The 18493-nt window shown below is 54.8% G+C and carries 15 protein-coding genes and 3 pseudogenes; 10 read left to right on the top strand and 8 right to left on the bottom strand.

From position 1 onward, the window contains the following. Window positions 1-93: 93 nt before the first annotated feature. Window positions 94-852, bottom strand: coding sequence for a TrkA C-terminal domain-containing protein (locus tag HAPAU_RS17615; RefSeq protein WP_066385342.1), 759 nt, complete (start codon window positions 850-852; stop codon window positions 94-96). Between the two features lie 809 nt (window positions 853-1661). On the opposite strand from HAPAU_RS17615, the gene pabB reads away from it, so the two are divergent. The 5 genes and pseudogenes from pabB to HAPAU_RS17590 all read left to right on the top strand — a co-directional run bounded on the left by pabB (window position 1662) and on the right by HAPAU_RS17590 (window position 6532). Further along, window positions 1662-3122 carry an aminodeoxychorismate synthase, component I gene (gene pabB, locus HAPAU_RS17610; protein ID WP_066385341.1) on the top strand — a complete coding sequence of 487 codons (1461 nt, stop codon included), beginning with the start codon at window positions 1662-1664 and terminating at the stop codon, window positions 3120-3122. After that, on the top strand, window positions 3119-3700 hold the full coding sequence (locus HAPAU_RS17605) for an anthranilate synthase component II (protein ID WP_066385339.1): 582 nt from the start codon (window positions 3119-3121) through the stop codon (window positions 3698-3700). The genes pabB and HAPAU_RS17605 overlap by 4 nt, the downstream gene beginning before the upstream one ends. Next, window positions 3685-4554: an aminotransferase class IV gene (locus tag HAPAU_RS17600; protein WP_066385338.1), complete on the top strand. Its 870-nt coding sequence runs from the start codon at window positions 3685-3687 to the stop codon at window positions 4552-4554. Before HAPAU_RS17605 ends, HAPAU_RS17600 begins: the two co-directional genes overlap by 16 nt. Window positions 4555-4849: 295 nt before the next feature. Continuing rightward, a pseudogene (locus HAPAU_RS17595) lies at window positions 4850-5572 on the top strand (cell division control protein Cdc6); the annotation flags it as partial. Window positions 5573-6226: 654 nt separating this feature from the next. Beyond that, a complete protein-coding gene (locus HAPAU_RS17590) occupies window positions 6227-6532 on the top strand; it encodes a hypothetical protein (RefSeq protein WP_066385422.1) in 306 nt (101 codons plus the stop codon). Between the two features lie 45 nt (window positions 6533-6577). Here the strand turns inward: HAPAU_RS17590 and HAPAU_RS17585 are convergent. Further along, window positions 6578-6850, bottom strand: a pseudogene (locus tag HAPAU_RS17585) (archaea-specific SMC-related protein); the annotation flags it as partial. 246 nt (window positions 6851-7096) lie between these two features. Between HAPAU_RS17585 and HAPAU_RS17580 the strand changes: the two are divergent. Continuing rightward, window positions 7097-9349: an NADP-dependent malic enzyme gene (locus tag HAPAU_RS17580; RefSeq protein ID WP_066385337.1), complete on the top strand. Its 2253-nt coding sequence runs from the start codon at window positions 7097-7099 to the stop codon at window positions 9347-9349. A 514-nt stretch (window positions 9350-9863) separates the two neighbouring features. On the opposite strand, the gene HAPAU_RS17575 is transcribed toward HAPAU_RS17580, so the two are convergent. Beyond that, window positions 9864-10505, bottom strand: coding sequence for an acyltransferase (locus HAPAU_RS17575; RefSeq protein ID WP_066385336.1), 642 nt, complete (start codon window positions 10503-10505; stop codon window positions 9864-9866). A gap of 248 nt (window positions 10506-10753) precedes the next feature. Next, on the bottom strand, window positions 10754-11974 hold the full coding sequence (locus HAPAU_RS17570; protein ID WP_066385335.1) for a carboxylate--amine ligase: 1221 nt from the start codon (window positions 11972-11974) through the stop codon (window positions 10754-10756). A gap of 404 nt (window positions 11975-12378) precedes the next feature. Here HAPAU_RS17570 and HAPAU_RS17565 point away from each other — a divergent pair, with 404 nt between their 5' ends. Then, window positions 12379-12903, top strand: coding sequence for a hypothetical protein (locus tag HAPAU_RS17565; protein WP_066385332.1), 525 nt, complete (start codon window positions 12379-12381; stop codon window positions 12901-12903). Between the two features lie 917 nt (window positions 12904-13820). Here the strand turns inward: HAPAU_RS17565 and HAPAU_RS17560 are convergent. From HAPAU_RS17560 to HAPAU_RS17550, 3 genes are all read right to left on the bottom strand, one after another. Continuing rightward, window positions 13821-14330 (bottom strand): HTH domain-containing protein, encoded by a 510-nt coding sequence (locus HAPAU_RS17560; protein ID WP_066385331.1) that lies wholly within the window; start codon window positions 14328-14330, stop codon window positions 13821-13823. Continuing rightward, a complete protein-coding gene (locus tag HAPAU_RS17555; protein WP_211263632.1) occupies window positions 14327-14530 on the bottom strand; it encodes a helix-turn-helix domain-containing protein in 204 nt (67 codons plus the stop codon). The genes HAPAU_RS17560 and HAPAU_RS17555 overlap by 4 nt, the downstream gene beginning before the upstream one ends. Window positions 14531-14879: 349 nt before the next feature. Further along, window positions 14880-15161, bottom strand: a complete 282-nt coding sequence (locus tag HAPAU_RS17550) for a hypothetical protein (RefSeq protein WP_066385329.1) — start codon at window positions 15159-15161, stop codon at window positions 14880-14882. Window positions 15162-15449: 288 nt separating this feature from the next. Between HAPAU_RS17550 and HAPAU_RS23330 the strand changes: the two genes are divergently transcribed. From HAPAU_RS23330 to HAPAU_RS17535, 3 genes are all read left to right on the top strand, one after another. After that, window positions 15450-15818, top strand: a complete 369-nt coding sequence (locus HAPAU_RS23330; RefSeq protein WP_066385328.1) for a DUF7344 domain-containing protein — start codon at window positions 15450-15452, stop codon at window positions 15816-15818. A gap of 281 nt (window positions 15819-16099) precedes the next feature. Further along, window positions 16100-16519, top strand: a complete 420-nt coding sequence (locus tag HAPAU_RS17540; RefSeq protein WP_066385326.1) for a DUF7475 family protein — start codon at window positions 16100-16102, stop codon at window positions 16517-16519. Between the two features lie 484 nt (window positions 16520-17003). After that, window positions 17004-17978 (top strand): alpha/beta hydrolase, encoded by a 975-nt coding sequence (locus HAPAU_RS17535; RefSeq protein WP_245634224.1) that lies wholly within the window; start codon window positions 17004-17006, stop codon window positions 17976-17978. A gap of 282 nt (window positions 17979-18260) precedes the next feature. Here the strand turns inward: HAPAU_RS17535 and HAPAU_RS21915 are convergent. Continuing rightward, window positions 18261-18493 (bottom strand): annotated as a pseudogene (locus HAPAU_RS21915) (hypothetical protein); the annotation flags it as partial.

Below are 18493 nucleotides of genomic sequence, written 5' to 3'. Positions count from 1 at the left end.
CAGCAGGCATGCCCCTGGGTGGGCCTGTCTTCTGGTATAACTCTCGGTGACTACCACTAGATATTGATCTGAATAATGAGTCAATAGAGCAGCTTACTGATCGATAAGTCGAGATTGTTCCTCGAGTGTAGTCTCGTGTTCTGCAACCGCATCTTCGTGAGCGTCAGTGTTGCCTTCGTCACGATCAGCCAATTCTTGCAACCGATCTTCCTTTCCGTAGAGTACAACCGTGTCTTCGGGCTGGATCTCAGTATCACCTCCTGGAGCCCCGATATAGTTGCTGTCGCGTTGAATGCCGAGAAGCAGCACGCCTTCGCTATTGAGATTCATCTCATCAGCCGTATTGGTAGCGAGCCACTCGTCTTGCTCGACGTCGATCTCAGCGACCCGGTACTCATGTTCGAGGCCAAGTAGGTGGGTGTAATCTTTGATTGCGAGGTCCGTTGTACTGTCTAGACCGCGCTCGATAAGTGGCGTCACGATATTGTTGAGTAGCTTGCTGCGGGCGATGAGAATAATCAGTAGGACACCCCCGAGGACGTAGACGAGTGTCAGCAGGTCGTTGCCCTCTGAATTGATAAACGAGAGAAGGAGCGACGCGAACACGCTCACGAGTCCAATGCTTCCGAGACGGATGAGCCAGATGACTATCGTGCGTCGTCCTGGCTCAGCAACAGTAAACTCTGCTTCTTCGGTTGTGTATCCAGCACCCGAAAATGCGGATGCAGCTTGAAACGTCGAGACATCCGGTGAGAGGCCGGTCATTCGCAGTGCTACTGCGCCGATGCGAACGATAAGCAAGGAGAGAGCGAAGATGACAAAGACGGAGAGGATCTGTGTTGTTGCAACCATGTGGGTAACTTACACAACAAGTGGTAAAATACCGATCCCTGGGAGTGCTCATCAAGGAAAACACAGGCTGGATCCACCGGTCACCCGATTCGGGGTTGGTGACTCACACTACTAGTGCGCCTTGTGCAACGGTAACCGGCTTACAACAGCGAGTGTTGCACAAGGCAATCACGGGTGTGGGACTCGGACCGCGCTTCGACGACTATTACGTCGAATATCCTCCGCTAACAGTATTCCTGGCACCCTCAGACGAACGTCCGACGGGCGAGCGCATACACAATGAGCGGGCACAAGTACCGCTGGATAGGCCAGCACGGCCGTCCATCTGCGGCCATCCAGGATCTCGTTGACCGTGAGGTGCAATACTGTTAAGAGTACTACCGCATAGAGTGGAACGGCTCTGTTGAAACCCTCAGCGTTGACATTGAGCAGAGACACTCTTCCGACCGGGTTCCGTGGATTCGATGCCAAATCAGATTCTCAGCCAATCGCCAGACAGTAAGAGAGGTTCAATAAAGCCGTCTGATCCAATTTTGCTGGCAACGCGTGTTCCATACGGGCTTTGGTATACGGACCTCGAGTCGTCCCGGATAGCCGAGACCACGGATGATATTCCGTGAGCTGGCTATTCTATCGTTCAGTGAGTTGGTTTGGTTAGGGTCATACGATGGTTTGGCCGTGTTGGAAACTCTCAGGCGGTGATCGGTTTTAGAAGTCGTACTGAATACAGAGCTCGTTTCTATCACTCGTCCAGTTATTCTGATGGCACAATCGCAAGAGCTTGGAAGGGAACCACCATACTAACTCACATGAAATCCGCGAGGGTGGTAACAAGCCGAGATACCTTTCAGGCCGTCGCAGAAACAGCGCCGCCCACGGCTCGGATCCCCGTCGTCGTTACTTTCCAAGCAGACCCCTTTGACGCCTATCGACGCGCCCGAGAAGACGCACCATCGTTCTACATCGAGACCTCCGGGGGACGATCAGGGTGGGGATATTTCGGCGTGACACCGGATCAGTTATACGAAGTTAGTGAAAGCGGGACCCTTGAAACGATCACGAATCTACTCTCCTCCGAAATGCTCGTCCGCGGTGACTGTAACGTGCCCCACCCCGGTGGTTTCTTCGGCTGGCTTTCATACGATGTCGCCCGTGACATCGAATCACTCCCCGAGACGACCGTCGACGACCGAAACCTCCCACGGGCCCAACTCGGCCGCTACTCGTGTCTCGCAGCGTGGCAGGAACCACACAATGGTGAAACAACGCTCCAGATCATCGCTACTCCCCGCATTCACGATGACCCCGATGAGGCCTACGACCGGGGTCGGGAGCGAGCAGTTTCGCTCGCCCGTGCCGCTTCCGACGGCGATCCGACCGTCGGGCCCGCACCCGCGACTACCGATCACCTCGAATTCACGAGCAGCTGCGAGCGAGCGGCGTACGCCGACCGCGTTCGACGAGTCAAACAATATATTCGCGATGGTGATAGCTTCCAAGCGAACATCTCTCACCGGCTCGAAGCCCCTGCTGCCGTTCATCCTGTGGATGCGTATGCCGCACTTCGGCGAATCAACCCGGCACCATATTCGGGTCTTATCGAATTCCCTGGGATCGATCTCGTAAGTGCAAGTCCCGAACTCCTGCTTGACTGCGATGAGGCTACGGTGATGACCGAACCTATCGCCGGAACGCGGCCACGTGGTACGACTGCCAAGCAAGACCATCGATTCGAGACAGACCTTCAAACCGATGAAAAGGAGCGTGCCGAGCACGCGATGCTCGTCGACCTCAAGCGTAACGACCTCGGTAAAGTCAGCAAGTACGGCTCTGTGACCGTTGACGAGTACCGGCGTGTTGACCGCTATTCCGAAGTGATGCACCTCGTTTCCCGCATCTCAGGGACACGCCGCGACGACTGCACCCTAGCTGACGTCATCGCCGCCGTGTTTCCCGGCGGGACGATCACCGGGGCTCCGAAACCCAGAACCATGGAGATCATTGATGAGGTCGAACAGAGGCGACGTGGCCCGTACACAGGGAGTATGGCGGCGATTGGCTTCGATGGTCGAGCAACGCTAAACATCATCATCCGGACGCTCGTCCGGTACGAAGATGAATACCACCTGCGCGTCGGTGGTGGGATCGTTCATGATTCGGTTCCCGATCGTGAGTATGACGAAACTCTCGCGAAAGCGCGAGCGCTCGTGAATGCTATTGACACAGCCATTAGCAATGATGTCGACATGGAGGTGCGTTCCCAGAAATGACCAGTATTCTAGTCATAGATAACTATGATTCATTCGTATACAATCTCGTCCAGTATGTCGGTAGCGTCGCCAAGGACGTAGTAGTTCGACGAAACGATGCAGTTACACTCTCAGAGATTCAAGAATTTGATCCAGATGGTATCGTTATCTCTCCAGGTCCGGGAACGCCCCAAGAGGCCGGCGTGTCTATGCCCGTGTTCGCGGAGTTAGCGTATCCGACGCTCGGCGTCTGTCTGGGGCACCAAGCGCTCTGTGCAGTACACGGCCTCGCAGTTGATCACGCACCTGCCGTAGTTCACGGGAAACCATCGGTGATCAATCACGATGGTGTAGGGATATTCGCGGGGATCCCCAATGGATTCACTGCTGGCCGCTACCACTCACTCGCCATCGATTGCGAGGAAATGCCTGCAGAACTCGAAGAAACAGCCTATACCAACGAGGAGACCGAATTAGTGATGGGTGTCCGCCACATCGAGAAACCTCACGTAGGTGTCCAGTTCCACCCGGAAAGTATCCTGACTCAGCACGGGACCGATCTTGTCCGAAACTTCGTCGACCAATGTACTACCACGTAAACGGTGAACTCGTCGACAGTTCGAATGCGTCAGTGAGCGTGCGGGACCGTGGGTTTATGTACGGTGATGCAGCGTTCGAAACTCTCCGGGCGTATGGCGGATCAATTTTTGAGTGGGAGGCCCATCTGGCCCGCCTCAAACGCACATGCGAAACTCTCGCTATGCCGGATGCAGTTCCAGGGGACCTCGCAAACCGGGTAGAAGAGACGTTGGCCGCGAATGACCTTGAAGATGCGTACGTTCGGGTGTCGGTAACCCGCGGCGAACAACCTGGGAAGCTCACACCGCATCCTACGGTCGAACCTACGATCGTCGTGATCGTGGCGTCCCTGCCCCGAGGTGGACTCGATGGTAGGTCTATTTGGGATGAGCCAGCAGTGCTCCGGACAGTCAAGACACGCCGGATACCCGACGAAGCTCTTCCCGCAGATATCAAGACCCACAATTACCTCAACGGAATCCTCGCGCGATTGGAACTTCGACGAACACAGCGCGGTGACACGATCGCCGACGAGGCACTCATCCGTGACCTCAACGGTTACATCACCGAAGGAACGACCAGCAATGTCTTTTTCATCACTGACGGTACCCTGTGTACACCAAGCCTCGACGCTTCGATTCTTCCGGGCATCACCCGGTCAGTCGTACTCAGTCTCGCTCAAAAAGTGAATATTCCGGTGGAGACAGACCACTATCGAATCGAAGATATCCACGCTGCCAACGAAGTGTTCCTGACGAATACGACATGGGAACTCAGGCCGGTAACAACACTCGACGGAATAGAAATCGAGACTGGCGCGATGACTGATCGGCTGATCAGGCTGTTCAATCAGCGGATTGAGCAATTCTATTAGAGACGGGCAGTATTGGTACTGTCACTTTCACTCAACGGACGATTTCGATGATGGATACACCCTCTCTATGCAGCATTCTATTCCTATCAAATTCTGATAATTCAACAGGAATAACTATATTAACATCTGCGGCTGTGCGCACGGACTATCATCTTTTGACGTAGTCAGCCTTGTGCAACAAATCGCTTCTCGGATACAAGATGTTGCACAAGGGAGACTCTCTTTGCGGAGCGACTCCCCTCTGTTAACCCTAGTCAACGGATACGCTCCTCACCACCGGCCGACATCGTACGTATCTCTCGATACAGCGAAAATCGGTGTTATCGGAATTAGCAATGATTTCAAGTTCCGTGATCAACTGGACCCTCGTGTCCAGGATACACTCTGTGAGAGAGAGCTACATTTCCCCCCATATGATGCACCTGAACTAGAAAACATTCTTGATTCCCGGGCTGATGTCGCAATTACTGAAGACGGACTTGAGCAAGGTGTTCTAAATTTTTGCGCTGCCCTTGCTGCACGTGATAGTGGCAGTGCTCGACAGGCGCTTGACCTACTTCGACTTGCTGGAGAAATCGCCGAAAACAGTGATGCAGATCTTATTAAGCGTGATCACGTCGAAGGAGCGCGAGCACGACTTGAGCAAGAGCGTGTTGAAGAGGGGATGCGGGAGCTAACGACACACGGTCGACTAGGATTACTGGCAGTGATTTCGAAGATTGCAAAGGGGGAAACGCCGTGTCGCACTCGTGATATTTATGAGGAATATCTCACTCTCTGTAGCTCTTCTGGGACCGATTCGCTCGCCCAACGGTCAGTACACAACCATCTCTCCGATCTCCGAATGCTTGGCATCCTATCGGCATACGAGAATCGTAGTGGATCTCGCGGTAACTACTACAGCTATGAGTTAGATGTCCCGTTCACCAGTGCAATCGAAGCAATGTCCGATGTTCTTCGAATGGACGGTGAGATTGAGGTAATTCAAGAGATTGCGTCGGTCAACGGCGTTTCATAGACGGACCACACCACCCTTACAAGTGAGCTTCACTTGCAGCAGTGGTGTGTGCGACCCTCTCTGTTTCACTTGTAAGAGTGGTGTGCTTCACTTGTAACCACGGTGTGTCTCTTGAGGACCTCAGCGTCAGCGACTCTCGTTAGATCGTTCATTCCTCTCTAGCTAACCTTGTACAACAGTATTAATAGAATAGCAATCTTTGTTGCACAAGGTAGAATGCCCCCGACAGCACCTTCGTCTCTTCCGAACTACCTTGCCGAAGGACTTCCCAAGCAAGACGACAAGACACTTCAAGAAGCGCGCGTATATCGACGAGTTGCTTGAAGCCCGTAAGCACCGTCGAAAAGAGCCAGTCACTGAAGACGAATTACCCGAGAATGGTCAGATTCTTAAAAACGAATCGAGTAGCGCAGTGTATCTCGAATATCGAACCTGCGGTGACGAGAGTTGTTCGTGTATGAGCGACGGTGCAAAACACGGCCCGTATAAGTACCGCGACGGTGATACCGTCCACCGGGACTATCTGGAGAAAGCAACCAAGACGGACACTGATACCAATGCTGATTAACACTGATCAGCCATGGCTCCCAGCCGAGATCGATCGTGTCTCGTGGTCGCAACCCTCTATAGTGCTGAGTGGTATTACTGAATGTAATGAATAAGAAAGAGCAGCCAGCAGTCCAATATCAGTTTAGTGAGACTGTTGATGTTCTCGCGGCATTCGATAGGGCGGGGATCGAACATTTGGAGGTTTCTGCAGAACGGACGATCGTCATCTACAGTCGAACGATCTTCGATTTTGAAGTCGATGATAGCCGATTAGAAGACGCTCGAACGGTTACTGTGGAGGTGTTCGATCTCTCGCCGGATCTCGATGCTGATACCGACTCAGTCTTGCTTATCGAGACCCTGATTGAGGAACTTGCAACCACGGCAAGCGTCGACTGGGAACGCCGATGAGGATCCGTTCCCTATTCCTATCTTCACCTCTAATAGATTCAGTCGCTAGATCGCTGTGATTCGCTGGTACTCATCATCGAGTGCATCGGCATCCTCTGAGAGGAGTGCCACCACAATATAGGAGGCATATTCCTCGAGATACTCAACCAACTGTGCAATACGCTCGGAATCGATCGCTTCCAACGAGTCAAGCAGGATCAACGGCATCTCCTCGTGTACGTCGTGGACGAGATAGCCCGCCAATGCCAGCACTAAGCCGGTGACCTCCCGTTCGCTCTCGCTGAGGTGCGCGACTGAATCCTCGTACGTTGTCCCGGCTTGGCGATATGGACGCGGCCGGACCGATGCTGGTGGAGATCGACAACCGGTGCACGTCTTCCAGCGTGGCGACGAGGTAAGGACATTGTTAATCTGGCCACAGTCCCGATCGTCGACGCCCAGCAGCAGTAACTCTCAGCATCGGAGACCATTTTGTGTACGAACAGTCATTAATTTGGTGTGGACTGTTCTATATGTAAGAGTGAGGCCGAGTAACTTTTCAATTAGCGTACCGACGATCCGGATATGGGATTCGAGGAGGAGTCACGTACGTACCACGAGTCCGACCCGCCTGGAAAGATCGAAATCGCCACCACGAAGCCGACCAACACCCAGCGCGACCTCTCGCTCGCGTACTCGCCCGGTGTCGCCGGTCCCTGCCGAGCGATCGCCGAGAACCCCGACGACGCCTACCAGTACACCGCGAAGGGCAATCTGGTAGGTGTCGTCTCAAATGGCTCGGCAGTGCTCGGCCTCGGCGATATCGGACCACAAGCTTCCAAACCTGTTATGGAGGGAAAGGGCGTGCTGTTCAAGCGTTTCGCCGACGTCGACGTCTTTGATATCGAACTCGACCTCGACGATCCCAGGGCGTTCGCATCGGCGGTCGCAGCGATGGAGCCGACGTTCGGCGGAATCAACATAGAGGACATCCGCGCGCCGGAGTGTTTCGAGATCGAGGAGACGCTCCACGAGGAGATGTCGATCCCCGTCTTCCACGACGACCAGCACGGCACCGCCATCATCACTGGCGCGGCGCTGCTCAATGCCGCCGAAATAGCTGGCAAGGAGCTCTCCGAACTGGAAGTCGCCTTCGCTGGAGCGGGAGCGGCTGCGACGGCTACCGCCCGCTTTTTCGTTTCGTTGGGCGTCGAACCCGAGAACGTCACCATGTCCGACATCGACGGGATCATCACCGAGAAGCGGGTGGCCGCCGATGATCCTCATCCATATGTCGAGGCGTTCGCAAGCAATGAGGGTGGCGATCTCGCTGACGCGATGGTGGGTGCCGACGCTTTCGTCGGCCTGTCGGCCGGCGGGATCGTCTCTCAGGAGATGGTCCGCTCGATGGCCGCCGACCCTATCATCTTCGCGATGGCGAATCCCGATCCCGAAATCGACTACGAGGAGGCGAAGGCGGCCCGAGACGATACGGTGATCATGGCGACGGGACGCTCGGACTATCCCAACCAGGTCAACAACGTGTTGTGTTTTCCCTTCATCTTTCGGGGAGCGCTTGACGTCCGGGCGACGGAGATCAACGAGGAGATGAAGGTCACCTGTGCTGAGGCACTCGCCGACCTCGCCAAACAGGACGCTCCTGACGCGGTTCGAAAGGCGTACTCGGACGAAGTGCTACAGTTCGGTCCCGAGTACATCCTTCCGAAGCCGCTCGATCCCCGCGTACTGTTCGAGGTATCATCCGCGGTCGCCCAGGCCGCCGTCTCCAGCGATGCCGCCAGAGCGGAGATCAGTCTTGCCACCTATCACGAACGCCTCGAGGCCCGGTTGGGCAAATCCCGCGAGATGATGCGGATCGTCCTCAACAAGGCCAAGAGCAACCCAAAACAGGTCGCGCTCGCCGAAGGGGACGATGAGAAGACCATTCGGGCAGCCTTCCAGATGCACGAGGAGGGAATTGCCCAGCCGCTGTTAATCGGGAACCGCGAGGAGATCACCGCTATCGTCGAGGAGTTCGGCCTTGAGTTCGAACCCAACGTAATCGATCCATCGGAGGTGGACCTGGGTGCGTATGCCGATCGGCTCTACGAGCTCCGGAAGCGAAAGGGAATCACCCGAAGCGAGGCCGAGGATCTCGTCGAACAGAACTCCGACTACCTCGGCAGTGTGATGGTCGAAATGGGTGACGCCGACGCGATGCTGACCGGCCTCACTCGCCACTACCCGACAGGGGCGCGTCCGCCGCTACAGGTCATCGGCACCGCCCCGGACGTCGAGTACGTCGCTGGGGTGTACATGCTGGCGTTCGACGATCGCGTCGTCTTTTGTGCGGACGCCACCGTTAATCGGGATCCCGACCATCAGGCGCTGGCGGAAGCCGCCCGCCGTGCTGCCGAGGTCGCCCGTCAATTCGACGTTGAGCCACGGGTCGCCCTATTGTCGTACTCGGACTTCGGATCGGTCGACAACGAGGGCACCCGTAAACCACGGGCGGCCGCCCGCACCCTTCGTCGGGATCCCGATGTGGACTTCCCGGTAGACGGAGAGATGCAGGCCGATACTGCCGTTGTCGAGGAGATACTAACGGAGACGTACGCCTTCTCGGAGCTTGAGAAACCGGCGAATGTACTCGTCTTCCCGAACCTCGAGGCCGGCAACATCGGCTATAAGCTTCTCCAGCGGCTCGGTGGGGCTGAAGCGATCGGTCCAATGCTGGCCGGGATGGACGAACCGGTGCACGTCCTCCAGCGCGGCGACGAGGTCAAGGACATCGTCAACCTCGCGGCAGTTGCTGTCGTCGATGCTCAGCAAGAGTAGGCAGCGAGCGACGTGACCGCTATCTCATCCGATGTCGTGGATGGGTGGACACCTTTACGAGAATTACGGCGCGTATCCCCGCCCTGAAGGGCGAGGCTTTGCGCCTATTTCACGTAAAATAGCCCTCATCGGACTCTTGATGCCTTTAGAGGTACTTACGACTGGAGTGATGTCAAAGGCATCTCCATGGCGCCAGTAGGGTGAATGCACACGGCTACAGGCGCAGTCTCCCCTTTTTATACTCCCTGACTCATGCCCAGATATAGGGCAATCGGGAGTGTACGCGGTCGTGCGTCCGCACATCGACAAACCTGAACGGATGTCGTTCGGTTCTGCACCATCGACCAGCGCCGACAGCTTCGGACGTTTTCGTCGATCGTGTATACGATCCCACGAACGATCCCTCTCCACCTCTTCCGAAGCTATCGGTCCTCGTTGACGGCCCTGCGAGATGAGGCGGGAGCGGCGGACGAGGCACTTCAAGGGACGTTCGACACGGGCTGACAGCTCAGCCTCATCGGTACTCGCCAGCGAGGTCGTCCGAAAGCGCGTCCGCGTACTCGGTCGCGAGCGTTCCCGTCTCCTCGTCCGAGAGATAGGACTTGAACCGGCGTACGCGCGCCGGGACGCCAGCGGCGATGGCGTGTGGAGGGAGGTCGTTGGTGACGACCGCATTCGCCCCAATGACGGTGTTTTCCCCGACCGAAACGCCCTCAGTCAAGAACGTGAACGCCCCAATCCAACAGTCGTCCCCTACCGTGGTATCACCCTCGTTGACCGCGAGGTCGTCGTTGGTGTTCGGCGCAACGCTCATATCCTGATCGGCGATCCGGTTTCGCGTATAGCAGAACACGAAGTGGCTCACGGCCGTGTTCCTGCCGATCCGGACCGTTCGTCCGGACTCGGCCTGAATCCGCGAGTAGCGGCCGATATACGAGTCTGCCCCCAGTTTGATGTCCCCGTCGCCGTACAATAGGATCCCAGGGCCGTTGAACCGGAACGTCGGATCGACGTCGTACTTCCGTCTGTACCGAGCGTATTCTCGGCGATAGCGGGCCGCCTCGAAGTACTGACCGATGGACCCGGTCAACTCGTTGAACAGGATCGCGTTCGTCACGGGATTTTCGACCACCGCTCGTTCGATCTCACGAAGCATATCGGAAGAACGACCGACCGTCCGATTGTTAAGCCGTGTTTTCAGCGCCACAACCGATCACCTGCGAACCATTGCCACGTAGCTGGACAATACCGAAAGGCCGCTTTGCCAGTGAAAACGGCTACACGGTTTCTACTTAAATGCCGACCACGAAGGCTACTGGAGGTGGTTGCGCGGATTGAAAGAGTGTACAAAAGCTGTCAGAACGCCTCAATTCGCGGCGACTACGTCGTCCTCAAAACATCCTGTCACCGTTCGTGGAGTCGCGTTCGGACCGCCCTCGCGGACTGCTTTGTCCCGAGTACGGCCCCCTCGGCGAGTGCGACAACCGTCGGTCGGGGATCGTCGGTCGAGACGAAGGTGTGCTTCGGGCCGACGAACGATCGTACGAACGGCGCGATAGCGCTGAGATCTCCCTTTGCGAGGTAGTAATACAGCCAGTTGAGATCGCCGTACAACAGACGGCGCTGGACGACGTTCGTCTGGTACGACGCCGGCGGTTTCGGCCGTTCGCCCCTGAGAAGCTGGTAGTGGTGCCACGGGAAGTCGACGCCGCTGTTGATCGCGAGCGGGAGTGAGCCCCAGTATCGGCCGTTCATCTCGATCAGATGGAACTCGCCGTCGGGGGTCTTCATGAACTCGACTTGCGCCGGCCCGGTCCACTCGAGGACCCCGATCAGCGTCTTGGCGTACTCAAGCATACGACGGTTGCGAACCCCCTCGAGGAGCGTCGAGTTCCCGCCGCTCGGCGGATCGGTGCGCAACCGCCGTTCCTGGAAGTGTACGAGTATATCGCCCTGATCCGCCAGAGCTACCGTCGTCTGCGTCTCGCCCGGGATGTACTCCTGAATCAGCGGTGGGTGCGTCTCGAACGTGGGGCTCGACTCGTAGATCGTGCGGTAGACCGCATCGAGTTCGGTTGGCGACGAGGCGTAATGGGAGTCGTCCACGCGGCTCAACTCGTGGGTCCCCTCGTCCGTCCAGATGCTCTTGCTCCGTGATTTCACTACAACGGGATACGGGAGGTCGTTCCGGATCGAATCGAGATCGGTCGGCGACTCCGGAGCGATCGTCGTGGGCGTCGGGATGTCGAGTCCTTCGGCGACATCGAACGTGTTTGTCTTGTCGTACGCCAGCGAAAACGTCTCCCAGTCCTCGGTGGCGACGATCGTTCCGGTTCGTTCGAGATCGGCCTTGTGTTGCGAGAGGAGCGCCGTCGTCTTGTCAGTGGCCGGAATGACGGCGAAATAATCATTGCCGTTCAGGTGCTCCGTCAAGTGATCGAGGAAGTCGTAGCAATCGATCTCGGGATCTGGATAGATGTAGCTATCCGTGGCGTATTTCGATTGTGGGCCGAGGGCGAACGCGCTGTCCGCCCCTGCGGTGACGCGGACGCCGTGTCGACCGAGCGACCGAACAATACTGAGGGCTGCATATCCCTGACTGTCGAGTACGAGAACGGTGGGCATTGTTAGTGTCTCCTGTAGGACCGCCCGCGGCGTTCGCTGGTCATCTATGACCACTCGCTATGCCACACTGCTCGTGCGTCGCGTCGAATGGCGAGCGTCGTTACGACGAGGCGCTACATTGTAACTGCGAGCTTAGTTCCGAAGCCGTGAGAGGGTCCCGGTAAGGGGACCTATGATCGGTTTAGGGAGCACATACTCTTGATGATTCCGTGTTCGACGGGCGTTCGCTCGTGTACCGTTCGTCCGACGGTAGACGACCTCCGCAGGGGATCCGTATCGTGTTGAGTGAGATCCAGTCAGACCAGGCTATACCGCCCCAGTCTGGGTCGTCAAAATCATGCTCAATCATTGGTTCTCGTTGTAACGCGCTTTCGTCTTGCGATATGTAGACCTTCGGTAGAGATATGGACAGTAACAGTCGTATTCTTGATCAGCGGGCTGTCGCCTACGAAGTGAAAATCGGCAACGATGGAACCGCTATCTACGACGGCGCACTCCAGACCGTTCGTTACTGGCGTCGATTTGAACGTGGCCAGGAGGAGTACACTGTTGATGGAACTATCTACACTCCCGATATCTTCGCCTTAGCGACTGGTAATGCACAATTCGGTCGGCTGTATGATGCTCGCGTTAAAGACAAGTTCAAGTTCGACATTTTCACGAGTGACGATCGAAAGAAGGGAGCACAATATGGTCAAGTGCCGAAACGCGAGTATGCCTCTTCGGAAACGACCTTGCGGCTCATGTGGCGATTCATGGAGCAGTATACCGCTGACGAGGATCTGTCTCCAGAGGGTGGTGTTGGTGCCCTGTATTCGGATGGGCTCGATAAATCGCCAGCATATCTCGTTGATCAAGGTGCAGCGCATGAGCCCGGTATTTGCTATAAACACCCTGACACGGATCCAAGGTGGCGTGTTCTCCAGTGAGAGCCAGTTCTTTGGCAAGGAGATATCGAATTTCCGACTGTCCAAGGACCCTACGAAGAACTAGCTTAGAGAAGCGGCAGCGTAATCCTGGGCGAATGGATCACGATACGCCGCTGACGGCTGAAGGACGGGTCCGCTTACGAAAGGTTACTGAGTATGAACCGTGGGGGTATGAAAGCCGGCGAGAAGCGTTACGATCTGAACTTGGCGCGACACGACTTTTGAAAGGCCATGTCTATACGCTTCCATCCATCCATGAAGACCGGCGGCATGTTGAGCCTGGATATAAAGAGACGTATGTACTCAAGGTCTGTTCCGAGTGTGCCAGCGACGGTCCCACTGAAATGACACACCACTGGGATCGCTCTGATGTCTCCTCGTGTTTCCTTGGATCCGAGCTAGGAGTATGGAACGACGCGGTCCGACGCGGCGACGACGACCTCTTGTGCCCGATTGTCGATGCCGACCGGTCGCAGGGATGGCTTCTCATGGAACATTGCGATGGTCTCGGCGCATTACCGGATGATCTCCTTGAGGTTCGAAATTCATCTCACGCGGATCGCTACATAGGTCGTCGGCTTCGCGAGAGGGGCTGGCGACCGTTATCTACAGACAAAATGGATGTGGAAGGGATGGTTCTCGATGGTCGACTTGTCGCCGTCGATTACGAAATGCTGTATCACGAAGAGTGGATGTTTGACCCGTTGTGCTGGCGCTGGTCGAAGTTTCTCCGCCGGGATACTCCCTATACTGCTGCGACTAATCTCGCGATTGCTGAGCGCGATCATCCTAGTAGGGTATCTTCACGTCACCGAAGATTAGTCGAGGAAATGCACTACTCAACAATACTATCACGTAGATCGATTAAAAACCTGGGATGGAAACCGAAGAGGAAGGTCCGTCATTAGCTACAGCTATCAATGCGAGTATGTGCCCATTGCCGTTGGCTTCTCACTTGATGTGATTTCTATCTGCTCCTTAGTTGATTTTCTTGCTTCAAGTGCGGCAATTCCATCGTAGATCGTCCGAACTTCTTCGTTAGTCCTATGCGGATAGACCGCCTGGATTGTCGTATCGTTATAGACCGCTAGACAGAGCAGCGGCAATATAGTGTAGGTGCCATCCTCGGTGTTGCCATCATCACTCGAGTTGGTGTCGGAGCGCCCAAAAGCGGGACTAAGGGTACAATTATGGGCTTCTTCCCATTGTTCGAACTCGGAGAGTAGTTTTCGTGTGCCGGTGGAATCGCGATCGTTCGAAATGGACATTCCCATTGACGATCCCCACGTGTCGATATCAAGGCCAGCGATTATTCCTTCCGTCTTGAACTCTTGAAGCTGGTCGATAACGTCGGATTGGATTGAACTGATTCCTCTGGGGACGAGTGTTCGCAGCCGTAAGACGGCACGAGGCACAGTAGCGGTCATGATGTCATCTCGATCATCGAGTGGTTCTGACAGCTGTATCTCCCCTCGGATTGGGTGACGAGATCCGCGGCAATGAGGGTGTTCAGGACTGGGTACAGCGTCAGCTTCTCAACATCGAGCGCTGCGTGGAGTTCGTCGATCGTTGCCGGCTCACTGCTCGATAAGTACACGTACACGAGCTTTGAGGTACTTGAGTCCAAACTAGGTGGTACTGGCTCGACAGTCGCTTCGGACTGGTTGGAAATGGGTTGTTGGGAATTCATGGCGTTGGGATTTGGGTGGCGTTGTACGGGCTGGTTCGACGGGATTGGGTACTACCCCCGTCTCGACTATACTCTTGAGCGATGATCACTTAGAATCTTATAATATCTAACATTACGGGAAAAGAGCAGTCAGCTACGCTCCGGAGAAAGCAATAGCGTTTGGAAGACACTGTAGTGTCCTTTTTCAGTACGGTGGTTATAACGACGATTCTGAGCCACTCAACCCAGCAAATTCTCGTGGTCAGTTCCTCACAGGTGTCGGTTTGCCTTGTCGGCGTCTATACGCTCAGTACTCTTCAACAACTGCGTGCCCTTCATCAGTCAGCGTGTAGAGTGTCGCTGGAATCCCGGTCTCATGTTCGCCAACGTACTGGGTTCCGACAGGCGTGATGAAATCCCACGAGTCAAGAATCGAGAGTTGATAGTGCTTACTTCCGTCTGGGATCTCGGCATGGTCTCGGATTTCACTTGAGCGCAGTTCGTCGTGTTCAGCAAGGACTTCGAGGATCCGATAGCGATCGTCTGTCAGCGCAGCCTGAAGTTCTTCATCGGTTGTCGGCTTTTGCATACTGATCTACTTAGAGCCGGTGTAGTTCGCTTCTAGTCAGTTACTGCAGATAAGGGACGGCGATATAATTAATATTTCCCCTTTAATCGTGTACGTAGTCAGGTACTCAATTACAAGCAGAAGTATGGTGGACCGCAATTTGTGTACCATCGACAGCGACGTTCTATATGAGGAGGGGAAGCACCTCCGAGATCGCCTCTGCTTTTCGCCGTTGGCATTGATGTCCAGTTTAGGGAATCGAAACAACAGCGTTATACCTTCCAGTTATAGTAGACTCGCTAACGGTACATGACATCGTCGCTCCCACCACAGAACTCTGCGGTCCTCTCGTCGCTGTCACTGGATACCGTCTTAGAACTTTTAGCTAACCAACGGAGGCGATTTACGCTCTACTCACTCCTCGATGCCGACGATCCGACCGTCGAATTCGAGCCACTAATTGAGGATGTCGCGACGCTTGAAGCAGCACTCACGGATCAGGCGCTCACTCGCGAGCGGTATCAGGATGTTGCCGCGGATCTCTACCAGTGGCATCTCCCAGTGCTCGACGACGTTGGTGTCATCGAGTATGACCCTCGGCATGATCTCATACGTTCGTTTGAGGACTCATGTCTTCGCAAATGGACACTCCGTGTACAGCAGGACGAATTCTCGTAGCTCGAGTCCACTATCCGTTTTCGAGACCGCGTACAGTGTCGTCATGAATTCTCTGATCGGTATGACGCTGAATTGTCCGCGGATCTATTGAGACAGATTACCTATTCCGTGCAGCTGCGAGTCGGGATTTCCGTTGCAGTAGAATCGTTGTGCAACAAATCGATTCACAGCATCAGATCATATTCATTGCATGAAGAATATTAACACATAAATCTGCCCGTTAGTTTCATTTTTTAGGATTTTCCCCTTCTTTTTTGACAAGGTCACACGTATATCTGGGTATGGTCGCCGGATCAGCTGTCACAAGAGAGCAGGAATCGCTTTTCAGTCTCCCTTCCCATCCGGTCGGATACATTGCCGTCATTGCAGCTGTAATCACTGGAGTGATCCACCTGATTCTCGGACCGAGCGTAATAGGATTCAGTCAGACACTAGGGATCCTTTTCATATTGAACGGAATCGGCTTCCTTGGCGGCGTCGCCCTATACTTCAGCCGATACTGGCGGCGGGAACTCTACCTCGCTGCCGCCGGATACGCCCTCGTTACATTTCTCGCGTTCTTCTTTTACGGCGGATTTGGGGGCTTCCTCTCGGCGTTTTATATGATGGGTTCCCTTAACTGGAATGCTGTTGGGGCGAAAGTAGCAGAACTCATACTACTTGTCTCCGTGCTGTATCTTTACGCAAATGGGGATTCTTGATGGATCAAGCGTACTATCATCGCTGATCTCTTCAACAGTAATTTAGTCACCATTAATGGATTTAACTCAAATTGCTCGTGAGGAGTCGGTGGCAGTCGATCCGAATGATCAGACGGCTGTCGAGACGGATGGAGCGGTCTACAAAGGCTGGGTGGTCTATATTGGCTATGATAACCACTCAGCTGCCTTCTATATCGTTTAGGGTTTGTTAGATGGTGAGGAAATCCAATATCTTGATCAGGTTGATTATCGGTCAAAACATCATCTAACACGGCTTGATACCCGTGGTCGATTTCGTAAGGGAGATTCAAACGCGTCGAATATGTGGTTACCAACACAGTGTCATCCCTGCCATGATCTGTAGTATCTGTAATAAGTTTTCGACCGGCAAAGGACACGTGAACAGAAACAACCAGATCCAAGCGTAGTCCATCTATTTGGAACGTATCATATTATACCCGAATTTAATATTATACTATCTGTTATGCTGTTTGACATCCTATACCGAGAGAACGCTATGGAGCAAAGAGAAACAATCCAACCTGAGTATGTGGAATTCATGAGTGAGGGAACGCGGTGTGCAGCCTCCCTCTATCGACCCGATGATTTAGCGACCACGAATACTCGCGATCCACCGATAGTGGTGATGGCCAATGGATTTGGTTTACCGCGTCAGGCGGGACTTCCAGCGTTTGCTGAGCGATTCGCTGAGCACGGGCTGGCTGTTCTGTTGTTCGACTACCGATCACTCGGCGAGAGCGGTGGCGAACCCCGGAACGTCGCGCTCCCGTTTGGACAGATCACCGACTGGAAGTCTGCCATTGAATACGCGCGCACCATCGACGGTATCGATGGGGACCGACTCGGCGTCTATGGGTTCTCTTTGGGAGGTGGCGGTGCATTCATCACCGCTGCTCGCGAGGACGTTGACGCCTACGTCGGGCGGACGCCGATTCTCGATGGACGACGAACCCTCATACACTTTATCCGTGCAATGGGGCCAATCTACGGCCTCCGAGTGACAGCGGCGGGACTGCGAGATATCGGTCGAAAGTATACCGGGCGAGAGCCCTACTATATTCCAATCTGGGGAGACTACCCTGACGAGCTTCCGGCGCTCGCCACTCCGGGTTCCAAGGAGGGCCACGAATCCGTCGCCGGTGAAGACGCGAACAACCAAGAAGTGAATCGATGTGCCGCGCGTGCATTCGTTACGTTCGGCCTGTATCGGCCCATTAAGAGCGTCCATAGGATTGAGTGCCCGACGCTAATCATTGAAGCGGCTGACGACACGATTGCACCGAAGAATGCCATCGATGCAACAGTTTCTCGCCTCTCGGATGTAAGGTACATCACCATCGAAACTGATCACTTCGGAGCGTTCAGCGAGTTGTTTGATGAAGTGTCTGAGCAGGAGGTCGAGTTCCTCGAACGGCATTTACTCGATAACGGACAATGAACACTTTTGACACGCTGAATGTTGCTTCGCCGTGTTAGTCTAAAGGTCAGCGTTTGTAATTGGACAGGGCCGTTGTTCGAACTCATCGCGTAGCTCACCGAATTCGATGCCAAGCGCTCGATTAGTGGGAGTCATTGTCCGTACAGCGACGACAACGACACTGTGCATAGCTACCACCCCTGCGTTGTCTACGACGCTATATGGGGGTCGGTCTACGGGAAATACCAGCGGAGTTTTTTGGGATCGTTACTTGCTCGGACCGAAAAGCGGGCCTACTTTTGCCTAGTCAGTATCATTACCTTCTGGTCCGGCGTCGTCTTCGACAGCACCAAGGATCATGAGAATTCGGTTCACGAACTCCTCGGTCGTGAGGTCGCCGAACAGGCACTCACGCAGCCACTCCACGTCCAAGTAAAGTGCGGCTCGACGGACGTCGCACTCATCATAAAGGGCGAATTTGAATTCCTCAACTGCTTCGAAGAACTCCTCGGCATCTGCCTCATGAATTGCTTGGT

It is taken from the genome of Halalkalicoccus paucihalophilus, assembly GCF_001593955.1.
GTDB lineage: Archaea > Halobacteriota > Halobacteria > Halobacteriales > Halalkalicoccaceae > Halalkalicoccus > Halalkalicoccus paucihalophilus.
The sequence above is the reverse complement of the archived record's forward strand: the minus strand, read 5'-3'. Positions and strand labels throughout refer to the sequence as shown.

Bases quoted from the DNA above. Each gene is read 5' to 3' on its own strand.
- HAPAU_RS17615 (WP_066385342.1), bottom strand. From the start codon at position 852: ATGGTTGCAACAACACAGATCCTCTCCGTCTTTGTCATCTTCGCTCTC.
- pabB (WP_066385341.1), top strand. From the start codon at position 1,662: ATGAAATCCGCGAGGGTGGTAACAAGCCGAGATACCTTTCAGGCCGTC.
- HAPAU_RS17605 (WP_066385339.1), top strand. From the start codon at position 3,119: ATGACCAGTATTCTAGTCATAGATAACTATGATTCATTCGTATACAAT.
- HAPAU_RS17600 (WP_066385338.1), top strand. From the start codon at position 3,685: ATGTACTACCACGTAAACGGTGAACTCGTCGACAGTTCGAATGCGTCA.
- HAPAU_RS17590 (WP_066385422.1), top strand. From the start codon at position 6,227: ATGAATAAGAAAGAGCAGCCAGCAGTCCAATATCAGTTTAGTGAGACT.
- HAPAU_RS17580 (WP_066385337.1), top strand. From the start codon at position 7,097: ATGGGATTCGAGGAGGAGTCACGTACGTACCACGAGTCCGACCCGCCT.
- HAPAU_RS17575 (WP_066385336.1), bottom strand. From the start codon at position 10,505: ATGCTTCGTGAGATCGAACGAGCGGTGGTCGAAAATCCCGTGACGAAC.
- HAPAU_RS17570 (WP_066385335.1), bottom strand. From the start codon at position 11,974: ATGCCCACCGTTCTCGTACTCGACAGTCAGGGATATGCAGCCCTCAGT.
- HAPAU_RS17565 (WP_066385332.1), top strand. From the start codon at position 12,379: ATGGACAGTAACAGTCGTATTCTTGATCAGCGGGCTGTCGCCTACGAA.
- HAPAU_RS17560 (WP_066385331.1), bottom strand. From the start codon at position 14,330: ATGACCGCTACTGTGCCTCGTGCCGTCTTACGGCTGCGAACACTCGTC.
- HAPAU_RS17550 (WP_066385329.1), bottom strand. From the start codon at position 15,161: ATGCAAAAGCCGACAACCGATGAAGAACTTCAGGCTGCGCTGACAGAC.
- HAPAU_RS23330 (WP_066385328.1), top strand. From the start codon at position 15,450: ATGACATCGTCGCTCCCACCACAGAACTCTGCGGTCCTCTCGTCGCTG.
- HAPAU_RS17540 (WP_066385326.1), top strand. From the start codon at position 16,100: ATGGTCGCCGGATCAGCTGTCACAAGAGAGCAGGAATCGCTTTTCAGT.
- HAPAU_RS17535 (WP_245634224.1), top strand. From the start codon at position 17,004: ATGCTGTTTGACATCCTATACCGAGAGAACGCTATGGAGCAAAGAGAA.